Here is an 18,374-nt window from a genome sequence, read left to right as displayed (position 1 = left end):
TTTTTTTATTGCTCGCGCCTGATCTCTACGCGTGACCTCGTGCGAAAAATCTGCCTTACAATCGGTCTCCCACCCTGACAAGCACGACAAGCGCGAACATGAACGAGCGTAAGTCATCCGGACTCGCCGACCGAATTTACAGCGACATCCTCAACAGCATCGTGGAAGGCGAGTTCAAGGAGGGCGACCGGCTTCTCACGGAGCATGCGCTCGCTGAACGATTCGCAACATCTCGACCGACCGTCCGCGAAGCGCTCGCGCGATTGCGCGCGGACGGGATCATCGTGACGCGGCGCGGTTCGGGAACGATCGTCGGACGTCGTCCCGATCCGGATGTGCGCCGGTTCGCCCCGCTCGAAACGCTATCCGACATCCGCCGCTGCTACGAATTTCGGATCGTGACGGAGTCCGGCGCGGCGGAATTCGCCGCCATCAAGGCCGACGAAGACGGCCTTCGCGCGATTCAGGATGCATGGGATCGGCTCGAGCGCATCGTCGAGACGCAGCAGGGCATCGGCGCAAAAGACGATTTCGCGTTCCATCTCGCGGTCGCACGTGCGTCGAAGAACCAGTTCTTCATTACCGCGTTGGCGTTCATCGAGGAACAGGTCGAAGTCAGCATGAACCTGTCGCGCAATCTGTCGTTGGTGAAAACGCTCGAGCGCCAGCGTCTCGTCCAGCGTGAACATCGCGAAGTCCTCGAAGCGATCCGCGCACGCGATCCTGCGCGCGCCGGGAAAGCGATGAAGGCGCATCTTCAAAACGCGCTCGACCGGATATTCGGCGACTAGCCACTGCTGCAGTTGTCACACAACCTTGGGTCAGGCGGGCAAAAACTCCCTTGCTAGCGGGTAAGTTGTTTGACAACTTTGGGTGGCTGCGGCTCCACCATGTGGTTGGTCGCCATGAAACATCGCGCCCTGCGTCCCGGCAGCAGGCGAATCCCATCCGCTTTACCCCAACGTTGAACATCCGGCGACGATTCAACCCAAAGGAAAGACGCGATAACTCCGCAGGAAACAACGGTTAAATCCTGGTTAAAAAGATAGGAAACAACTGCTCGGGGTATCTCCCAACATAGCTTGCAAACCGCTATCGCCAGAGGAAAAAGCGCCTTCCCATTGTTTCGGTAACACCCTCGCGGAAACCAATTTGCTTGACATCCTATGACCCCGTTAGCTATTTTTCAGCATCCGGTCGCCATGAGGACGCACGCGTACAGAGACACGCTACATTCAAGGTGCCAGCAAGCGGCGCACAAACGAATCAGAACGAAGCACACACAGGCCGGCGATCGACGAAATCGAAGAATTCGACCGGACCTTTTCCCGACCACCGGTTGCGAGAGAAGTGAGGAGACAAAATGGCTTTCAAGGCAGGACTGTCAGTGAAACTGGCGGCGGTTTGCGTCGCCGTCAGCGCGGCTTTCGGCATGAGCGCGGCATACGCGGCCGATCCCGTATCGATCAACATCGTCGACGTTGCGGGCAATCTGCAACTGACGCAAAAGGGCTTCGAGGCGTTCAAGGCCAAATATCCCGATCTGGTTTCCAGCATCACCTTCACGAACGCGCCCGCGCCGCAACTGCCGGGCAAGATCAAGGCGATGCAGGCGGCGGGCCGCTCGGACATCGACCTCGTCGTGACCGGCACTGACGCGCTCGCGGCCGGCATCCAGCAAGGTCTGTGGGAGAAACTGCTTCCCGATAACGCGAAGGCGTTCCCCGGCGTGCTCGACAAGTACGCGCCCGGCCCGCGCAAGATGCAGGACATCGCGCAGGGCTATGGTCTCGAAGTGACCTATATGCCCGCGGGTCCGCTGCTCGAATACAACCCGGCCAAGGTCACCGACGTTCCGAAGACGCCGGATCAACTGCTCGCGTGGTGCAAGGCGCATCCGAACAAGCTGATTTATGCGCGCCCGGCGAACTCCGGCCCTGGCCGCACCTTCCTGATGGGCCTGCCGTACGTGCTCGGCGACAAGGACCCGATGGACCCGATCAACGGCTGGGACAAGACCTGGGCGTTCCTCAAGCAACTGAACGACTGCATTCCGTACTACCCGGGCGGAACCTCGGCCGTCATGAAGGAACTGGGCGAAGGCACGCGCGACATGACGGTCACGGTGACCGGCTGGGACATCAATCCGCGCGCGCTCGGCATCGTGCCGGCGGAATTCAAGGTGGCCGCGTTCGACAACATGACCTGGGTGAACGACGCCCACTACATGGTGATCCCGAAGGGCGTGCCGAAGGAAAAGCTCGACGTGCTCTACAAGCTGATGAACTTTATGCTCGAGCCGGCGCAGCAGGCGCTGACCTATGACGATGGCTATTTCTATCCGGGTCCTGCGGTGAAGGATGTGCCGCTCTCGATGGCGCCCGCGAAGAGTCAGGAAGTCATCCAGAAGTTCGGCCGGCCCGAGTACGCGAAGCTGCTCGCCGACCGTCCGCACGTGCTTCCGCTCAATGCGCAGGCGATGGTCGCGGCATTCCAGAAATGGGATCGCGAAGTCGGCGCGGCGAAGACGAAGTAACTCGGCGTAACGCGGTAATGAGACGGCGACGCTCCCGTCAGGGCGCGTCGCCGCTTGTACAAAAAAGCGCAGGAAATTGTCATGAAGCACACTTTTGAGCAGTTGCGCCTCGACGCGGTCTCGCGCAGTTTCACCAACGCGGAAGGGCAGCAGCTCGCGGCGTTGAAGGGACTCGATCTGAATATCCAGCGCGGCGAGTTCATCGCGCTGCTCGGGCCATCGGGCTGCGGCAAGTCGACCGCGCTGAACTGCATCGCCGGATTGCAGCCGTTGACGGGCGGCGGCATCTGGCTCGACGACAAGCGTATCGACGTGCTGCCGCCCGAAAAGCGCGGCTTCGGCATGGTCTTTCAGAACTACGCGCTGTTTCCGCATATGTCGGTGCTGGATAACGTCGGCTTCGGCCTGAAGATGCGCGGCATGCCGAAGGCGGAAGCAACGAAGCGCGCGAAGGCCGCCTTGCAGCTCGTGCAACTGATCGGCCACGACGCCAAGCTTCCCGGTCAGCTTTCGGGCGGCCAGCAGCAGCGTGTGGCGATTGCGCGCGCGATCGTCATCGAGCCGCCGCTCGTTCTGATGGACGAGCCGCTCTCGAACCTGGACACCAAGCTGCGCATCGAGATGCGCGCCGAAATTCGCCGCATCCACGGCAAGCTGGAGCGCGCGACCATCTATGTGACGCACGATCAGGACGAAGCGCTGTCGATGGCCGATCGCATCGTCGTGATGAAAGAGGGCGTCGTCCAGCAGGTGGCCGCGCCGAAGGAAGTCTATTCGCGGCCGAAGAATCTGCACGTCGCGCGCTTCATGGGTTTCCGCAATGTCGTGCAGGCAACGCTCGAAGGCACGCAGGGCGAAGCCGTCGCGGTGAACGCAAACGGCGTGCGCCTGCTCGGCACGCCGATGGAAGGTTTCGACAGCAAGCGCGTGGCCGTCGCGCTGCGTCCCGAAGACATGGAACGCGCGGCGCCCGGCGCCGAGAACGCCTTCGATGCGCACGTCGAAGTCGTCGAATATGGCGGGCGCGATTCGCTCATCATCGTCAATACGGCGTTCGGCAAGCTCTGGGCGCGCATCGCGGGCGAATGCAGCGAAGGCGAGCGCATCTCGCTGCGCGTCGTGCCTTCGAAAACGCTCGTGTATGGAGAGGAAAAATGATCGCGCTTCCCGCGCAGCCACGCGATCCGAAGGGCTGGCTCGTCACGCCGGCGCTCTTCTTCATCATCGCGCTGTTCATCTATCCGTTCGCCTACGGGCTGATGCTGTCGTTCAGTCCGATGAACGGCGGCAGCGTCTGGGCGAACTACATCACGTTCTTCACCGATTCGTCGATGTGGCCGACGATCGTCGTCACGCTGAAGCTCGCCGTGCCCGCGACGATCATCAACGTAGGCGTGTCGGTGCCGGTGGCCTTCGCGTTGCGCCGCACGTCGCCGTGGCAGAAGTTCGTCACGACGCTGCTCGTCGTGCCGGTGACGCTCGGCACCGTGCTGATCGCCGACGGCATGCTGACGTACTTCAGCCCGAACGGCTGGTTTCCGCAGGCATTGCAGGCGCTGCATCTCTATGGCGATGAAGTGCGCCTCACGCATAACTACTGGGGCGTGCTGATTTCGCTGATCGTGTCGGGCTTTCCGTTCGCGTTTCTGCTGACGCTGTCGTATGTGACCGGCATCGACCCGACGCTCGCGCGCGCCGCTGCAACGCTCGGCGCAAGCCCGTGGCAGCAGTTCCGTCAGATCTACCTGCCGCTGCTGCTGCCCGGCCTGACGATGACCGCCTGTCTCTCTTTCGTGCAGGCGTTCTCGGTGTTTCCGTCGGCGGTGCTGCTCGGTGCGCCCGCCGGTCCGACGCGCGTGATCTCGATCGCAGCTTCGGAAGCCGCGTTCGAAAACTACGACTACGCGCTCGCATCGACGATCGCGATCGTGATGGGCTTCGTGCAGTTGCTCGTCGTGGGCGGCATGCTCGGCGCGCGTCGCTTCTTCTATACGGGTCCGGTGACGGGAGGCAAGGGATAATGACGACCGATAACCGCGCGGCGTCCGGCTGGCAGGCCGGCGCGCTGACCGAAACCACGAACGGCACCGGCAAGCACATGAAACAGCAAGTGAGCCTGCGCGACAGGCTATGGAAGTTCTTCGTCTGGGCGACGATGGGCTTCTTCCTCGTCAACGTGCTGCTGCTGATCGCGACCGTCGCCGTGAACTCGGTGGCGACGCGCTGGTTCGGCACGCTGTTGCCGCAGGGCTTCACGCTGCACTGGTACGCGCAGGCATGGAGCGACTTCCAGCTTTCGAGCGTGCTCCTCGTGACGCTCGAAGTGGTGGGCGCGGTGGTGCTGCTGTCCATCGTGCTGGGCGTGCCGGCCGCGTATGCGCTCGCTCGCGTGCAGTTCCCCGGCAAGCGCTTCGCGATGCTCGTGTTCCTGCTGCCGCTGATGGTACCGCCCGTGACCTACGGCATCCCGATGGCGACGGTCATGTACAAGTTCCATCTCGCGGGCACGCTGACCGGCGTGATCCTCGCGAACCTGGTGCCTGCGCTGCCGTTCGTCATTCTCGTGATGACGCCGTTCATCGAGCAGATCGATCCGAATCTGGAATCGGCCGCGCGCATCTTCGGCGCGAACACGTTCCGGTACTTCCGCTACGTGCTGCTGCCTCTGCTCGTGCCCGGCATGCTGGCGGCCGGCCTGCTCGTCCTGGTGCGCACCATCGGCATGTTCGAGCTGACGTTCTTCACCGCTGGGCCGACGACTCAGACGCTCGTCGTCGCGCTCTATTACGCCGTGTTCTCCACGGGCGTGCGCGCGCCGCAGTCCATCGACGCGATGGCGATGATCTACATGGCCATCACGATGGTCTGGGTGCTGATCGCGCTGCAGTTCGTGAGCCCGACGCAGCTCGTGTCGCGCGTGAAGGAACAGAAGCAGTGATGTTCACCCGCGCCTGCGCGCGGGTTCTTTTCAATTCGAAGCCGTGTCGTGACGAAATTTCGTGAAGTCGTACCTTTGGACGCCGCGCCGCGCCTGAGCATTTCGAGCGGGCCGCATGTCATCGAGATCGCGCCGGCGGCGGGCGGGCGCATCACGCGCTTCGCCACGCAAGGCGCGCGCGGGTTGCAGGACTGGCTCGTGCCGGTGACAGCCGCCAATTGGCCGTGCGATGCATGGCCCAAGGGCGGCAGTTATCCGCTCGTGCCGTTTTCCAATCGCGTGCGCGATGCGCGCTTTGCCACGCCGGACGGTTCCATCGTCGAGATCGCGACGTTTCCCGGCATGGCGCACGCGCTGCATGGTTTCGGCCAGTTCGCGGCATGGAGCGTCGAGCTTCAGGAGGCGGATTGCGTCGTGTTGCGCTACGTGCACGGCGAGGGCGAGCATGGCTGGCCGTGGGCTTTCGAGGCCGTGCAGCTGATCGAAGCGAATGCAGAAGGCGCGCGGCTATCGATGCGGATCGCGAACCGGTCGTCCGGCCCGATGCCCGTCGGCCTCGGTTTTCATCCTTACTTCGGCGCGCACGAAGCCGAACTTCATGCGACGACGCACTGGCGTCACGAAGCGGAGATCGCGATCGAACCGATGGCCGAGCCGCCAGCGCATCGGCATGTGCGGGAAACGGAGGGCTACACGCGTTATCTGAGCGGCTGGAATGGCCGCGCTACGCTGCGTTACGCGGACGGCCGCACGCTCGAACTGGAAGCCGGCGACACGCTGAACCACGTCGTCGTGCATTGTCCGGCGGGCGCGGGTTATCTGTGCGTCGAACCGGTGTCGCACGTGAGCGACGGCTTCAACCTCGCGGCGCAAGGGCTGCCCGGGACGGGCATCGCGGTCATCGAGCCAGGTAGTGAAATACGGGCGTCGCTCGTGATGGCAGCCGGCGCGATCCCGGCCCCGTACGACGGCGGCGGCGCCTGACGCGCGCCTCGACACCGGCGCGTTCGCGAACCGGGGGACAGCGCGACGCATTCGCCGGCAACGTCCCCCCGGCGACGAGGCATGCATCCCTGTTCATGGCGGCACCTCCAGATATGCGTATCAGCGCGTGAGCGGCATGGAAAAGAACGATTCCACGAGATCGACGATGCGCCAGGTCGCGCAAGGCCGACGGCAGTGGGCGTCGAAACCGGCTTCCTTGAGCGTCTGAACCGGATCGGCCGGCCACACATTGCTCATCGCGACGAGGAGCCGCCCGGTGACGTCGGCGTCCATGCGCAGCGTGCGCAGAAAGACGTACCCGGAATCATTGTCGAGGCGGGTATCGAGCAGCAGCGCCTGCGGCTGCCAGCTATGCACCAGCGCGCGCACCGATTTCAGATCCTGCGAATGAATGACCTGCAAGCCTTTGAGCCGAAGTTGCACGGCGAGGGAATCGCCGATCGACTTGTCCTTGTGGGCGATCAGCACACGGCGCGATGCGTCTCCGGCGCGGGCCCGCTTGATACGCCACAACGCGAATTCGCGTTCGTTGTCGGCCAGACGGCTTGACATCTCATCCTCCATTCTCGTATTGCATTACGTGGTTGAATCGACTGCGACCAGTGTCGACGGAACGTGCTGATCGCTAAACCCGGCACGGGAGGGGGATGCGGGGAATTTTGGGGGACTGCCGAATGTATCCCTGCGAAAGGGGGGTGGAAGTCGCGCAGGGCACGCGTAATATCGGAACCGTTCTCGGAGCGTCGCAATGGAAAATGGCTATTTCAAAACAGTGTTGCTAGTAGAGGACGAAGGGCTCACCAGGAGCGCCATGAAAAGCCTCATCCTGGCGAACGAGCCTTTGCTCGAGATCGACGAAGCCGACGGGTTCGAGCAGGCGAAAGCCAAGCTTTCCGCCAATACCTACGATCTGATGTTCCTCGACTACCACTTGCGCGGCAACGCCACAGGCATGGACCTGCTCAACTGGATCCGCGAGGAAGAGCGCGAGATTCAGACGATCATGCTTTCCGCGCAGGACGACCGCGACACCGTGCTCGAATGCATCAAGAACGGCGCGTGCGGCTTCATCTCGAAGGGCAGCGAGCAGGGCGCGGGCGTGTTCCGCGAAGCGCTGAAAACCATCCTCAACGGACGCGTGTACCTGCCGAACACGGTGCTCGGCAAGGGCGGCCACAGCCCGAAGCCGGTTTCGCCGCACGCGGGCGTGACGGTCGAATCGCTCGATCTGCCGCCTCGCCTGACCGAGACGCTGCGCTATTTGCTGCAGGGGCTGTCGAACAAGGCCATCGCGCGCAAGATGAATATCAGCGAAAACACCGCCAAGGAATATTCGAGCGATCTGCTCGCGCGTTTTCACGTCACGCGGCGAACGTTCCTGATCGTCGAGATGGCGCGGCGCGGGATCGAAATGCCGATGAGCAATACGTCGTCGGCGTCCTGAACCGTCAAATTCACCTTCTTTTCGACGCGGGCGGCTCGAAAGGCGCCCGCGTCGTCGCATCTGCGCCGCCTTTTTTTCATCGTTCCGAGGAATGCGCCCGGGGATGGTAAGGTATAGCCCGGACTATATTTGAGATGGGGTCAGCGTAGGTGATTCGCAGGATGACGTTCATAAAAATGCAAGGCGCCGGCACGGCCATCGCGGTGACAGCGGCGCTGCTTCTCGGCGCATGCGCGCCGCTTCCGCAGCAGAACGACACCGACGCAGCCGCGGCGGCGTCGGCGGCATCGGCCGCGCAAGCGGCTCAAGTTCCGGTCAAGCCAGCACCGCCGGCGCCGCCGGGCGAGCGGCGCATCATGGTCGGCTCCGCGAACGGCTACCATCTGATGCTCAAGACGACTCCCCCATCGCAAGTCTGCGACGATGGCGCATTCGCCGACGGCGTGCGCTACGGCTACGCGCTGACCTGGAACCGCCTCGTCAGCGAGGACATGCGCAATGGCGGCAAGGCGAAGCGCAAATTCGACGCATCGACGGTCCATTCCCTCGACGATCAGTACAAGATCCAGTGGGACGGCAAGGAACGCGTCAACGCGTGCGCATCGGACGGTTATCTGATCGGACGCGTCGTCGGGACGCATCTGGCCGGCGTCGACATGCGCAACGGCAAGCCTTCCTGATCGAGAAAACGGGGGCTCAATCGCACGTGTGCGTCGCCGTGACGTAGCGTCCGGCCGCTGCGACATCCCCGTATATCGTGTAGCCCGTGCCGTTCGCGGACGCCTGCGCGATCACCAACACCACCGACTGGCTCGTCATGCCGCCGCTGGGCACGGAAACGGCCAGCGTATCGGAGCTCGGCGAGTATTCGCGCACACGCGGCGCGATCGGCGTCCATTTTTCCTTCACGCATCGGATGAAGTCGTAGGGCTTGTACTGCGACGTGCCGGACCCGAAGGGTACCGTCTTGAGCAGGGCGTCGTCGGTCGCAACGCACGCGCTCAACATGGAAGCGCCGATTGCGGCAAACAAGATTGCGATGTTTTTTCTCATGATTCCGATGCCTTTTTTTGTAGTATCCGCTTAAGCTAGCGTCCCGTGCTCGTTCGACGCCAGCAAGCCTCGTGGCCGTCGATCCTACCCGCTCTCCTGACAAACCGTAAAGCGCGCGTGATCGGTCATTCGTGCCGGTTTAGCCGTCCGGAAAACCGCGCCAGATCTGATTGCAACCTTTCGATCCGTAGTTTTCCCAATATTAGTCAAGTCGGGTCAACCGCCGCCGTTATATAGGCGTTTCATGCCTTAAAGCCTTTTGTATGGCGCGAGCGCGGGCGGCGGGAGCCGAAGTGGCGCTCTCCGACCGCGTGTGGTGCGCGGGTCCCGATAAACCGTGTTGTACCGTTGCCATCGATCGCTTGCGGCCGGTGTGCAGCGGTTGCCAGTTTGATAGAACGCATGTCTCGCACAAAGTTGCTTGCCCGGCTTCGCGCCATTGCCCCGACCGGACGTTCGTCCGGCGGTATCGATTTTCAGCGGTTCGCCGCGCCCGTGCTCACGGTCATCATCTGCGTGCTGCTGCTGGTGGTCTTCCAGCATCTTTCGCGCTCGGTCGATTACAAGTCGGTGATCCACTCGCTGCGTCTGATGACGCCGCAAGCCTGGATGGCCGCGCTTTTCGCAACCGCGCTCAGCTTCGCCGCGCTCGTCGGGCGCGACGCGGTCGGGCTGCGTCACATCGGGGTCGCGGTGCCGCGTTCCCTGCTTTGGGTCGGCGCGACGGTCGGCTCCGCGCTCGGCAACGTGACGGGCTTCGGCGCTCTGACGGGCGGCGCCGTGCGCTGCCGCGTGTACGGCGCGGCCGACGTCACGCCGGCGCAGGTCGGCCGACTGACGATTTTCACGAGCGTCACGCTGGCGCTGTCCCTCGCTTTCATGGCCGCCGCCGGCATGCTGTTCGGCGCGGGCACGCTCTCGGGCATGATGCACGTGCCGCCGACCGTGCTGCGCGTGACCGGCGCGGCGCTTCTCGCCTTGTTCGTGGCGATGGTCATCGTCTGCGGCGCCGCGCCGCGCACGCTGCGTTCGCGCTGGACGTGGCTTTCGTTCACCGTGCCGGCGCGCCGCGATTTCGTCGCGCAGGCTGCGCTCGCCGTCGTCGATGTGCTCGGCGCCGGACTCGCGCTTTGGGCGCTCCTGCCGAACCCGCAAGTCGGCTTCGGCGAATTCATGACGGTTTTCTCGGCCGCGATGCTGCTCGGCATGATCGGCCATACGCCGGGCGGCGTGGGCGTGTTCGAGGCGGCGATGGTGTTCGCGCTCGGCAACAGCGCCCAGACGCCGGACGTGCTCGCCGCGCTGCTCGCGTATCGCGCGATCTATTTCGGCCTTCCGCTGATCCTTTCCGCCGGCGTGATGGCCGCGTTCGAAGGCCGCGCTCTGAAGGGCCGCTTCGGTCTGCTGAGCCCGCGTCACGTATCGCAGCTCGCGCCGTTGTTCCTCTCGATCGTCACGTTCGCGGCGGGCTCGATGCTCGTCATCTCGGGCGCGACGCCCGCGTTCAAGATGCGCATCGCGCTGCTGCAGACCATCGTTCCGCTGTGGGTGCTGGAAAGCTCGCAATTGCTCGGCTCCGTGCTCGGCGTGCTGCTGCTCTTCGTCGCGCGCGGCCTGATGCGCCGCCTCGACGCCGCCTGGTGGCTCGCGCTCGTGCTGGCCGTGGCGAACCTCGCGCTGTCGCTCGCAAAGGGTCTCGCGTTCGTCGAAGTCGGCGTGCTCGCGTTTCTCGTCGTGCTGCTCGTTCTGACGCGCGAGCGCTTCAATCGCCGCTCGTCGCTCTTCGCCGAGCGCTTCACCGCGACATGGCTGATTTCGATCGGCGTCGTGATGGCGTTCGCGGTGTGGATCATGCTCTTCGCCTTCCGCGACGTGCCGTACAGCGGCGATCTCTGGTGGCAGTTCGCCTTCGACGAGCGCGCCCCGCGTGCGCTGCGCGCCACGCTCGCGGCGGCGGTGTTCGCGTCGGCATTCGGCGTGTGGCAACTGCTGCGTCCGGCGGCGGGCCGCTTCGTGAAACCCGCGCCGCAGGATCTCGCCGATGCCGCGCGCATCTTCCGCGCGCAGGAACGCAGCGACGCCGGCCTCGCGATGATGGGCGACAAGAGCTTCCTCTTTTCCGAGTCGCGTGAAGCTTTCCTGATGTACGCGAAGCATGGCCGCACGTGGGCCGCGCTGCACGATCCGGTCGGTCCGCGCCGCGAGTGGGCGGAACTGATCCGCAAATTCGTCGAGCTCGCACATGCGCACAACGGCCGCGCGGCGTTCTATCAGGTCCGCGCCGATGCGCTGCCGCTCTATCTCGACGCCGGCCTCACGCTGATGAAGCTCGGCGAGGAAGCGCACGTCGCGCTTTCCGAATTCGATCTGAAGGGCTCGCACCGGTCGCATCTGCGCTATGCGCTCAAGCGCGGCGAGCGCGATGGCTTCGATACGGAAGTCATCGGGCCGGCGCACATCGCCGAAAGCATGCCGATGCTGCGCGCGATCTCCGACGACTGGCTCGAAAGCCGCTCCGCACGCGAGAAGAGCTTCTCGGTCGCGGCGTTCAACGAGGAATACCTCGCGGCGCAGTCGGTGCTGCTCGTGCGCCAGCAAGGCGAGCCGGTCGCGTTCGTCACCTTCATGACGACCGACATGAACACCGAAGCGACCGTCGGCGTGATGCGCCATGTGTCGGCCGCGTCGCCTTACGCGATGGAGTACCTCTTCACCAAGCTCGCGCTGCATCTGAAGGAAGCGGGGTTCAAGTCGCTGTCGCTTGGTATCGCGCCGCTGTCGGGCATGGAGCCGACGCCGCTGGCATCGCACTGGCATCGACTCGCGGGGCTCGTCTGGCGTTTCGGCGGCCGTTTCTACAACTTCCGCGGACTGCGCGGATTCAAAAGCAAGTTCCAGCCGCGCTGGGAGCCGCGTTATCTGGCGGCGTCCGGTTCGGTCGGCGTATTTTTCACTTTGGCGGATCTTTCGCTCCTCGCGGGCGGTTGGCGTTCATGAAATTCCTTTGCAAGAAAGCGGCGGCGCTCGTGGTGGCCGCCGTCTGTGGTGTGTCGTTGTTCAACGCGGCGCATGCCGCCGAATCGATTTCCGGCGGACGTTACGGCCAGGTGACGCTCACGAAGCCCACCGGCGGCATGACCGGCTTCGTCGTGCTGTTCTCCGAGAAAAGCGGCTGGACGCCGGCCGATCAGGAAGCCGCCGATGCGCTCGCCGCCAAGGGCGCGATGGTGATCGGCGTCGATACGCCCCGTTACGCCGCGCGCCTCGCGGCCGACAAGACGGAGAAGTCCTGCCATAACCTCGTCGGCGATGCGGAGAACATGAGCCATCAGCTCGAACGCACCGTGCAGTCGAATCATTATTTCTCGCCGATTCTGGTCGGCACGGGGCAGGGCGCGACCGTCGCGGAAAGCTCGCTGAAGCAGGCGCCCGACAACACCGTCGCGGGCGCCGTGTCGCTTTCGGCCGACGCGCAACTCGACGCACGCTTCAAACCGTGCCCGCCGGACCCGACCATCATCCACGCGAAGGGTTTGCCCGGCTTCATGGAGCGCACGGCGCTGCAACCGGGTCAGACGAAGGCCGCCGCGCTCGTCGCGATGACGGCGCCGCGTCTGAAGAAAATCGAGCCCGCGACCGACAGCGACGTCTCCGATCTCCCGCTGATCGAACTGCGCGCCGCGCAACCGACCGATCTGCTCGCGATCGTCATTTCCGGCGACGGCGGCTGGCGCGATCTCGACAAGACGATGGCGCTCGCGCTGCAACGCGATGGCGTGTCGGTGATCGGCATCGACTCGCTGCGCTACTTCTGGAGCGAGAAGACGCCGCAGCAAACGGCCAACGACATCGCGCGCGTGATCCGCGCTTATAACGCGCGCTGGCATACGAGCCATGTGGCGCTCGTCGGCTATTCGTTCGGCGCGGACGTGATGCCGTTCGCGTACAACCGTCTGCCGGACGCGGTGCGCGAACAGGTGTCGTATATCTCGCTGATGGGATTCTCGCCCGACGCGGATTTTCAGATCCGCGTCACGGGCTGGCTCGGCATGCACGCGAGCGAAAAGGCGCTCAAGGTGCGGCCGGAATTCAACAAGCTGCCGCCGTCGATGGTGCAATGCATTTACGGCGAGAAGGAAGAGGACACGCTCTGCCCGCAACTGACGAAGACCGGCATCGAAGTGGTGAAGCTGCCGGGCGATCATCACTTCGGCGGTGACTACGACGCGCTCGCGCGTCGAATTCTCGCGGGCTGGCGCAAGCAGATCGCGGCGCGGCAAGGATAGTTCTCACACACGTCTTCACCTGGCCGCTCGATCGTCCGATCGAGCGGCTTGTCAAACGCCACGTTCACTCAACGTGCGCGACCCGCATCACAACCTCATTTGAGCGGTCCGAGAAAATCTCGCTTGCCGATCGGCGCGCCGAGGTGGCGCAGGATGTCGTGCGTCGTAACGACGTGAAAATAGAAGTTCGGCAGCCCGAAGCCGAACAGATAATCGTCGCCCGAAAACGACGGCGAAAAGTCCGGAAACTTCAACGTAACGGTGCGGGTCTCGCAGCCGGCAAACGAAGCCTTGTCGATGCTCTTCAGGAACGCGATCGTCTTCTCGATGCGCGCCTGCAGCGCTGGAAAACTGTCTTCGTCGTCCTCGAAACGCGGCGCTTCGACGCCGGAAAGACGCGCCGCCGACAGCTTCGCCGTATCGCTCGCGCGTTGAATCTGGGCGGCGAGCGGCAGCATGTCGGGGGCGAGGCGCGCGTTGATCACGTCGGCGTGGGCGAGGCCTTTTTCATCGGCGAAGGCGGCGCCTTTCTTCAGCAAGTCCGCGCATACCTCGAGTCCGCGGATGAAGACGGGAATCGATGCGCGATACATCGTGAGAGACATGGAATTGTTCTCCTTGAGTTCTGGTTTCTACAGCGACAGGGGACACAAGCATAGCGCCGCGCACATTTGCCTGCTCGAACCGGCCGGAACGATTCACTGCGCGGCACGCCGCGCTTCCCACGCGCGCAGTTCCGCCTCATAGCGCTCCAGCTCCTGTTGATACATGTCGAAGACGCACGGACTGCAACCGCTCTGGCAGCAGTCTTCCGGCAGCGGACGCTCGGGCGGCATCGGGCGCGGATCAGCGGGGCGAATGGACGGATCATTCATCGCTTCATTGTGCATCGGCAACGCCTGACGGACGCGAGCGGCTAAACTTTGGCGGCGAATCGCGCTGCCCGCAATGCGATACTGCGCGCGGGGCGTCGATGCGCCCGTCATCACGTCGATCGGACCGGGGGACTCACGCGATGAATCACTTCGTCAGCCTTGCGATCTCCGGCGCGCTTCTGAGCGCGTTGCTGGCCGGCTGCGTCGCGCCGCCGGAAGCGTCGGTCGGACCCGGCCAGACGAATCCGGTCGCGCAGAGCAACTGGAGCGCCGAGATCCGCCGCACGCAGGACGGCATTCCGCATATTCGCGCCGCCGATTGGGGCAGTCTCGGCTTCGGATTCGGCTACGCGCAGGCGCAGGACAATCTGTGCACACTCGCGGACGGCTTCGTCACGTATCGCAGCGAGCGATCGGCGTGGTTCGGTCCGGATGCACGCCCGCCATCCACCGCGACCTTCGGCCAGCCGCGCAATATCGACGCGGATTTCTTCTTTCGTCTGGTCGGCGATCATGCGGCCGTCGAGCGTTCCCGTCAGGCGCAGCCCGCCGAGCTGCGCAATCTGATCGACGGTTTCGCGAACGGATACAACCGCTATCTCGCCGATCTGAACGCTGGCAACTTTCCGAACGCGCATGCGGCGTGCCGTGGCAAGCCGTGGGTCGACAAGATCAGCGCCGACGACATCTACCTGCGCCTGATCGCGGCCAATCTCGCGAGCGGCTCGGCGCGCTTCGTGACGCCAATCGCGATGGCGCATCCACCGAAGCCGGCCACGACGGCGCCGCGCAGCGACACCGACGCGCCCGCGGTATCGGACACCGCGCAAACGGCGCTCGCATCGTTGCGCTTTTCCCTCGGCGAGAATCCGGGCATCGGCAGCAACGCGCTCGCGTTCGGCGCGCCGATCACGCGCGACAAACGCAGCATCCTGTTTGGCAATCCGCACTGGTTCTGGCGCGGCCCCGACCGTTTCTATCAGGCGCAACTGACGATTCCCGGCCAGTTGAACGTGGCGGGCGTGTCGTTTCTCGGCGTGCCGCTGATCGTGCTCGGCTTCAACGAGAACATCGCGTGGACGCACACGGTGTCGAGCGCGCGGCGCTTCGGCATATTCCAGTTGACGCTCGATCCCGCCGATCCGACGCGTTATCTCGTCGATGGCCAGAGCGAAGCGATGACGCCCGTGCCGCTCACGGTGCGCTCGCGCCGCGCTGATGGCACCTACGAATCGGTGTCGCGCACGCTGTACAGGACGCGCTTCGGCCCGGTCGTCGATCTGTCGCCGATGGCGCAGGGACTCGGCTGGAGCGCGCAGCGCGCGTATGCGCTCGCGGACGTGAACATCGACAACACGCGCTCGTTCCAGAACTTCTTCGCGTGGAATCAGGCGCGCTCGCTCGCCGATTTCATGGCGATCCAGAAGCGCTACGCCGCGATGCCGTGGGCGAACACCTTCGCGATCGGGCGCGGCGACGACCGGGTCTGGTTCGCCGACATCGGCCCGATCCCGAACGTGCCCGACGCGCTCGGGGAGGCGTGCACGATGCCGGCCGGCCGCGCGTTCGCGGCTCGCGTGCCGGGCGTGCCGTTTCTCGACGGCTCGAAGAGCGCGTGCGCATGGCGCGTCGATCCGGCGAGCGTGCAGCCGGGCACGCTGAGCGTCGAACAACTGCCGAACGCGACGCGTGGCGACTACGTCGGCAATTTCAACGACAGCTACTGGCTCACCAATGCGAATGCGCCGATGTCGGGCTATCCGCGCATCGCGGGCGCGACCGGCGTCGAGCAGTCGCTGCGCACGCGTTACGGGCATCTGCTCGCCGCGCGCCTGCAACGCGAGCGCGGCGGCGTGACACGCGAGGCGCTCGAATCGGCCGTGCTGGAGACGAACTCGATGTCCGAGCGGCTTTTCCGCAAGCCGCTGCTCGACGTGGTCTGCACGGTCAACGAAGCCGTCGGACCGCTGCACGAGGCCTGCGAGGTCCTGCGCAACTGGAACGGCACCGCGGATATCGATGCGCGCGGCGCGAATCTCTGGGACGAGTTCTGGCTGCGCGCGACGCGTATCGCGCCGGAGCGCCTGTACGAGTCGGGCTTCGATCCGAACAAACCGCTCGCGACGCCGGCAGGCTTCAATGCCGACAACCCCGCGGTGATTCAGGACTTGCGCCAGGCGCTGGGGGGCGCGGCGCTCGCGCTGAAGCTGAACGGCTTCGCGCTCGATTCGCGGCGCGGCGACATTCTCTACACGACACGCAACGGCGCGCGGGTGCCGCTCTACGGCGGCTGCGACGAGGAAGGCTACTTCACGATCGTCTGCGCGCGGCGTCCGCTCGATTCGAAGGGTTATCCGATGGACGTCAGCGGCCAGGGCGACAGCTACGTGCAGGTCGTCACCTTCGGCGAGAACGGCGTGGAAGCCGACACCATGCTCTCGCACGCCGAATCCGACGATCCGGCCTCGCCGCACTCGGGCGACGCCACGCGCGCGTTTGCGGCGAAGCGCTGGTTGCGCTTCCCGTTTTCCGATCAGGCGATCGATTCCGATCCCGCCGCGACGCGCGTCGTCGTTTCGGGAACGCGCGATGGCGCAGCGGGCGCGCCCGCGCGCTAAAAAATCACGCAAATGGGGCAAACACGGGCCGCGGCCGCGCCAGCCGGGGGCAAAACGCGTCTATCATTGAAGTTTGTCTCGAATGGAAACACGGTCATGACTATCGGCGAAAGCACGCAACACGACGAAACGGTACGGCTCGATTCCGCCGCGCTGCGCGAGTTCGTGGAGCGCAAATGGAACGACGAAATCGTGCCCGCGCTGACCGACTACATCGCCGTGCCCGCAAAGAGCCCGATGTTCGACAGCGACTGGGCGCGCCACGGCTTCATCGAGCGCGTGGTCACGGATGCGGTCGACTGGATCAAGACGCAGCCGGTGAAAGGTCTGACGGTCGAAATCGTGCGCCTGCCCGGGCGCACGCCGGTCATTTTCTTCGAAACGCCCGCCACGCGTAGCGGCAGCAACGAGACGGTCGTGCTGTATGGCCATCTGGACAAGCAGCCGGAGTTCGAAGGCTGGCGCAGCGACCTCGGCCCGTGGACGCCGAAGCTCGAAGACGACAAGCTCTACGGCCGCGGCGGCGCCGACGACGGCTACGCTACCTACGCCAGTATCACCGCGCTCGCGGCGCTGGACGCGCAGGGCGTCGAGCGGCCGCGCTGCGTGGGCATCATCGAGACGTGCGAGGAATCGGGCAGCTACGATCTCCTGCCTTACATCGACGCGTTGCGCGACCGGCTCGGCGATGTCGGCCTCGTGATCTGTCTTGATTCCGGCGCGGGCAATTACGACCAACTGTGGCTTACGACGTCGCTGCGCGGTCTCGTCGCGGGCGATCTCGAAGTGCAGGTGCTGGACGAGGGCATTCACTCGGGCGGCTACGGCGGCATCGCGCCATCGACGTTCCGTATCATGCGGCAACTGTTCGAGCGCCTCGAAGATTCGGGCACCGGCAATCTGTTGCCGGAAGGCTTTCACTGTCCGATCCCGATGCTGCGTCGGCGCGAAGCCGAAATGACCGCGCGCATCCTCGGTGACGATGTCTGGAAGAAGCTGCCGTGGAGCTGCGGCGCGGACGGCGGCAGCGTTCTGCCGACCACCACCGATCCTCGCGAAGCGCTCCTCAATTCCACCTGGCGTCCGTCGCTCACGGTGACGGGCGCGTCGGGCCTGCCGCCGCTCGCGGATGCGGGCAACGTGCTCGCGCCGCGCACAGCGTTCAAGTTGTCGCTGCGTTTGCCGCCGCTCGTCGACGCGGATAAGGCAGTCGTGAAGTTGCAGCGCCTGCTCGAAATGGATCCTCCGTACAACGCCAAGGTGACGTTCAAGCCCGAAGCGGGCGCCGCGACGGGCTGGAATGCGCCGGACCTCGCGCCTTGGCTGCGTTCGTCGCTGAACGAGGCGTCGAAACGTCACTTCGGCGCGGATGTCGCTTACATCGGGCAGGGCGGCACGATTCCGCTGATGAACACGCTGAAGGAAGGATTTCCGCGTTCGCAATTCATGGTGTGCGGCGTGCTCGGCCCGAAATCGAACGCGCACGGTCCGAACGAATTCCTCCACGTTCCGTATGCGAAGAAGCTGACGGCGTCGGTCGCGGAAGTGATTGCGGCGGCGCCCTGAGCTTCGGTCGCCGGTCGAAGTCACGGAAAAGCCCGGTTCGACCGGGCTTTTTT

The 18,374-nt window shown here is 64.5% G+C and carries 16 protein-coding genes; 12 read left to right on the top strand and 4 right to left on the bottom strand.

The features are described 5' to 3' along the window. The first annotated feature begins 98 nt into the window (after nt 1–98). The 6 genes from IAG25_RS19780 (at nt 99) to IAG25_RS19755 (ending at nt 6,458) form a co-directional block, all read left to right on the top strand. Nucleotides 99–791, top strand: a complete 693-nt coding sequence (locus tag IAG25_RS19780; RefSeq protein WP_187606360.1) for a FadR/GntR family transcriptional regulator — start codon at nt 99–101, stop codon at nt 789–791. A gap of 641 nt (nt 792–1,432) precedes the next feature. Then, entirely contained in the window at nt 1,433–2,536 is a 1,104-nt protein-coding gene (locus IAG25_RS19775; protein ID WP_371882254.1) for an ABC transporter substrate-binding protein, read from the top strand. Nucleotides 2,537–2,617: 81 nt separating this feature from the next. Next, nucleotides 2,618–3,694 (top strand): ABC transporter ATP-binding protein, encoded by a 1,077-nt coding sequence (locus IAG25_RS19770; RefSeq protein WP_187606359.1) that lies wholly within the window; start codon nt 2,618–2,620, stop codon nt 3,692–3,694. After that, nucleotides 3,691–4,557, top strand: a complete 867-nt coding sequence (locus IAG25_RS19765) for an ABC transporter permease (RefSeq protein ID WP_035501965.1) — start codon at nt 3,691–3,693, stop codon at nt 4,555–4,557. Before IAG25_RS19770 ends, IAG25_RS19765 begins: the two co-directional genes overlap by 4 nt. Beyond that, the gene (locus tag IAG25_RS19760) at nt 4,557–5,474 is read left to right on the top strand and encodes an ABC transporter permease (RefSeq protein ID WP_187606358.1); all 918 of its coding nucleotides are present in this window, start codon (nt 4,557–4,559) and stop codon (nt 5,472–5,474) included. Before IAG25_RS19765 ends, IAG25_RS19760 begins: the two co-directional genes overlap by 1 nt. 48 nt (nt 5,475–5,522) lie before the next feature. Continuing rightward, the gene (locus tag IAG25_RS19755) at nt 5,523–6,458 is read left to right on the top strand and encodes an aldose epimerase family protein (protein ID WP_187606357.1); all 936 of its coding nucleotides are present in this window, start codon (nt 5,523–5,525) and stop codon (nt 6,456–6,458) included. A gap of 120 nt (nt 6,459–6,578) precedes the next feature. Here the strand turns inward: IAG25_RS19755 and IAG25_RS19750 are convergent, their stop codons facing one another. Then, nucleotides 6,579–7,031: a response regulator transcription factor gene (locus tag IAG25_RS19750; protein ID WP_035502017.1), complete on the bottom strand. Its 453-nt coding sequence runs from the start codon at nt 7,029–7,031 to the stop codon at nt 6,579–6,581. A 196-nt stretch (nt 7,032–7,227) separates the two neighbouring features. Here IAG25_RS19750 and IAG25_RS19745 point away from each other — a divergent pair, with 196 nt between their 5' ends. Further along, on the top strand, nt 7,228–7,923 hold the full coding sequence (locus IAG25_RS19745) for a response regulator transcription factor (RefSeq protein ID WP_035501961.1): 696 nt from the start codon (nt 7,228–7,230) through the stop codon (nt 7,921–7,923). 161 nt (nt 7,924–8,084) lie between these two features. Next, the gene (locus IAG25_RS19740; RefSeq protein WP_187606356.1) at nt 8,085–8,603 is read left to right on the top strand and encodes a hypothetical protein; all 519 of its coding nucleotides are present in this window, start codon (nt 8,085–8,087) and stop codon (nt 8,601–8,603) included. 16 nt (nt 8,604–8,619) lie between these two features. Here the strand turns inward: IAG25_RS19740 and IAG25_RS19735 are convergent, their stop codons facing one another. Further along, nucleotides 8,620–8,931: a hypothetical protein gene (locus tag IAG25_RS19735; protein ID WP_255503816.1), complete on the bottom strand. Its 312-nt coding sequence runs from the start codon at nt 8,929–8,931 to the stop codon at nt 8,620–8,622. 447 nt (nt 8,932–9,378) lie between these two features. Here IAG25_RS19735 and mprF point away from each other — a divergent pair, with 447 nt between their 5' ends. Together mprF and IAG25_RS19725 are read left to right on the top strand one after the other, a co-directional pair. After that, the gene (mprF, locus tag IAG25_RS19730) at nt 9,379–11,973 is read left to right on the top strand and encodes a bifunctional lysylphosphatidylglycerol flippase/synthetase MprF (protein ID WP_187606354.1); all 2,595 of its coding nucleotides are present in this window, start codon (nt 9,379–9,381) and stop codon (nt 11,971–11,973) included. Then, nucleotides 11,970–13,262 carry a virulence factor family protein gene (locus IAG25_RS19725; RefSeq protein WP_187606353.1) on the top strand — a complete coding sequence of 431 codons (1,293 nt, stop codon included), beginning with the start codon at nt 11,970–11,972 and terminating at the stop codon, nt 13,260–13,262. Before mprF ends, IAG25_RS19725 begins: the two co-directional genes overlap by 4 nt. 95 nt (nt 13,263–13,357) lie before the next feature. On the opposite strand, the gene IAG25_RS19720 is transcribed toward IAG25_RS19725, so the two are convergent. After that, nucleotides 13,358–13,867, bottom strand: coding sequence for a DUF1993 domain-containing protein (locus tag IAG25_RS19720; RefSeq protein ID WP_187606352.1), 510 nt, complete (start codon nt 13,865–13,867; stop codon nt 13,358–13,360). A 93-nt stretch (nt 13,868–13,960) separates the two neighbouring features. Further along, the gene (locus IAG25_RS19715; RefSeq protein ID WP_255503815.1) at nt 13,961–14,137 is read right to left on the bottom strand and encodes an oxidoreductase-like domain-containing protein; all 177 of its coding nucleotides are present in this window, start codon (nt 14,135–14,137) and stop codon (nt 13,961–13,963) included. 140 nt (nt 14,138–14,277) lie between these two features. On the opposite strand from IAG25_RS19715, the gene IAG25_RS19710 reads away from it, so the two are divergent. Next, nucleotides 14,278–16,755 (top strand): penicillin acylase family protein, encoded by a 2,478-nt coding sequence (locus tag IAG25_RS19710; protein WP_187606350.1) that lies wholly within the window; start codon nt 14,278–14,280, stop codon nt 16,753–16,755. 96 nt (nt 16,756–16,851) lie between these two features. Further along, on the top strand, nt 16,852–18,321 hold the full coding sequence (locus tag IAG25_RS19705; protein ID WP_187606349.1) for a M20 family metallopeptidase: 1,470 nt from the start codon (nt 16,852–16,854) through the stop codon (nt 18,319–18,321). Nucleotides 18,322–18,374: the final 53 nt, after the last annotated feature.

The sequence above is a fragment of the Caballeronia sp. EK genome, assembly GCF_014384845.1.
In the GTDB taxonomy this organism is placed as follows: domain Bacteria; phylum Pseudomonadota; class Gammaproteobacteria; order Burkholderiales; family Burkholderiaceae; genus Caballeronia; species Caballeronia jiangsuensis.
The sequence above is the reverse complement of the archived record's forward strand: the minus strand, read 5'-3'. Positions and strand labels throughout refer to the sequence as shown.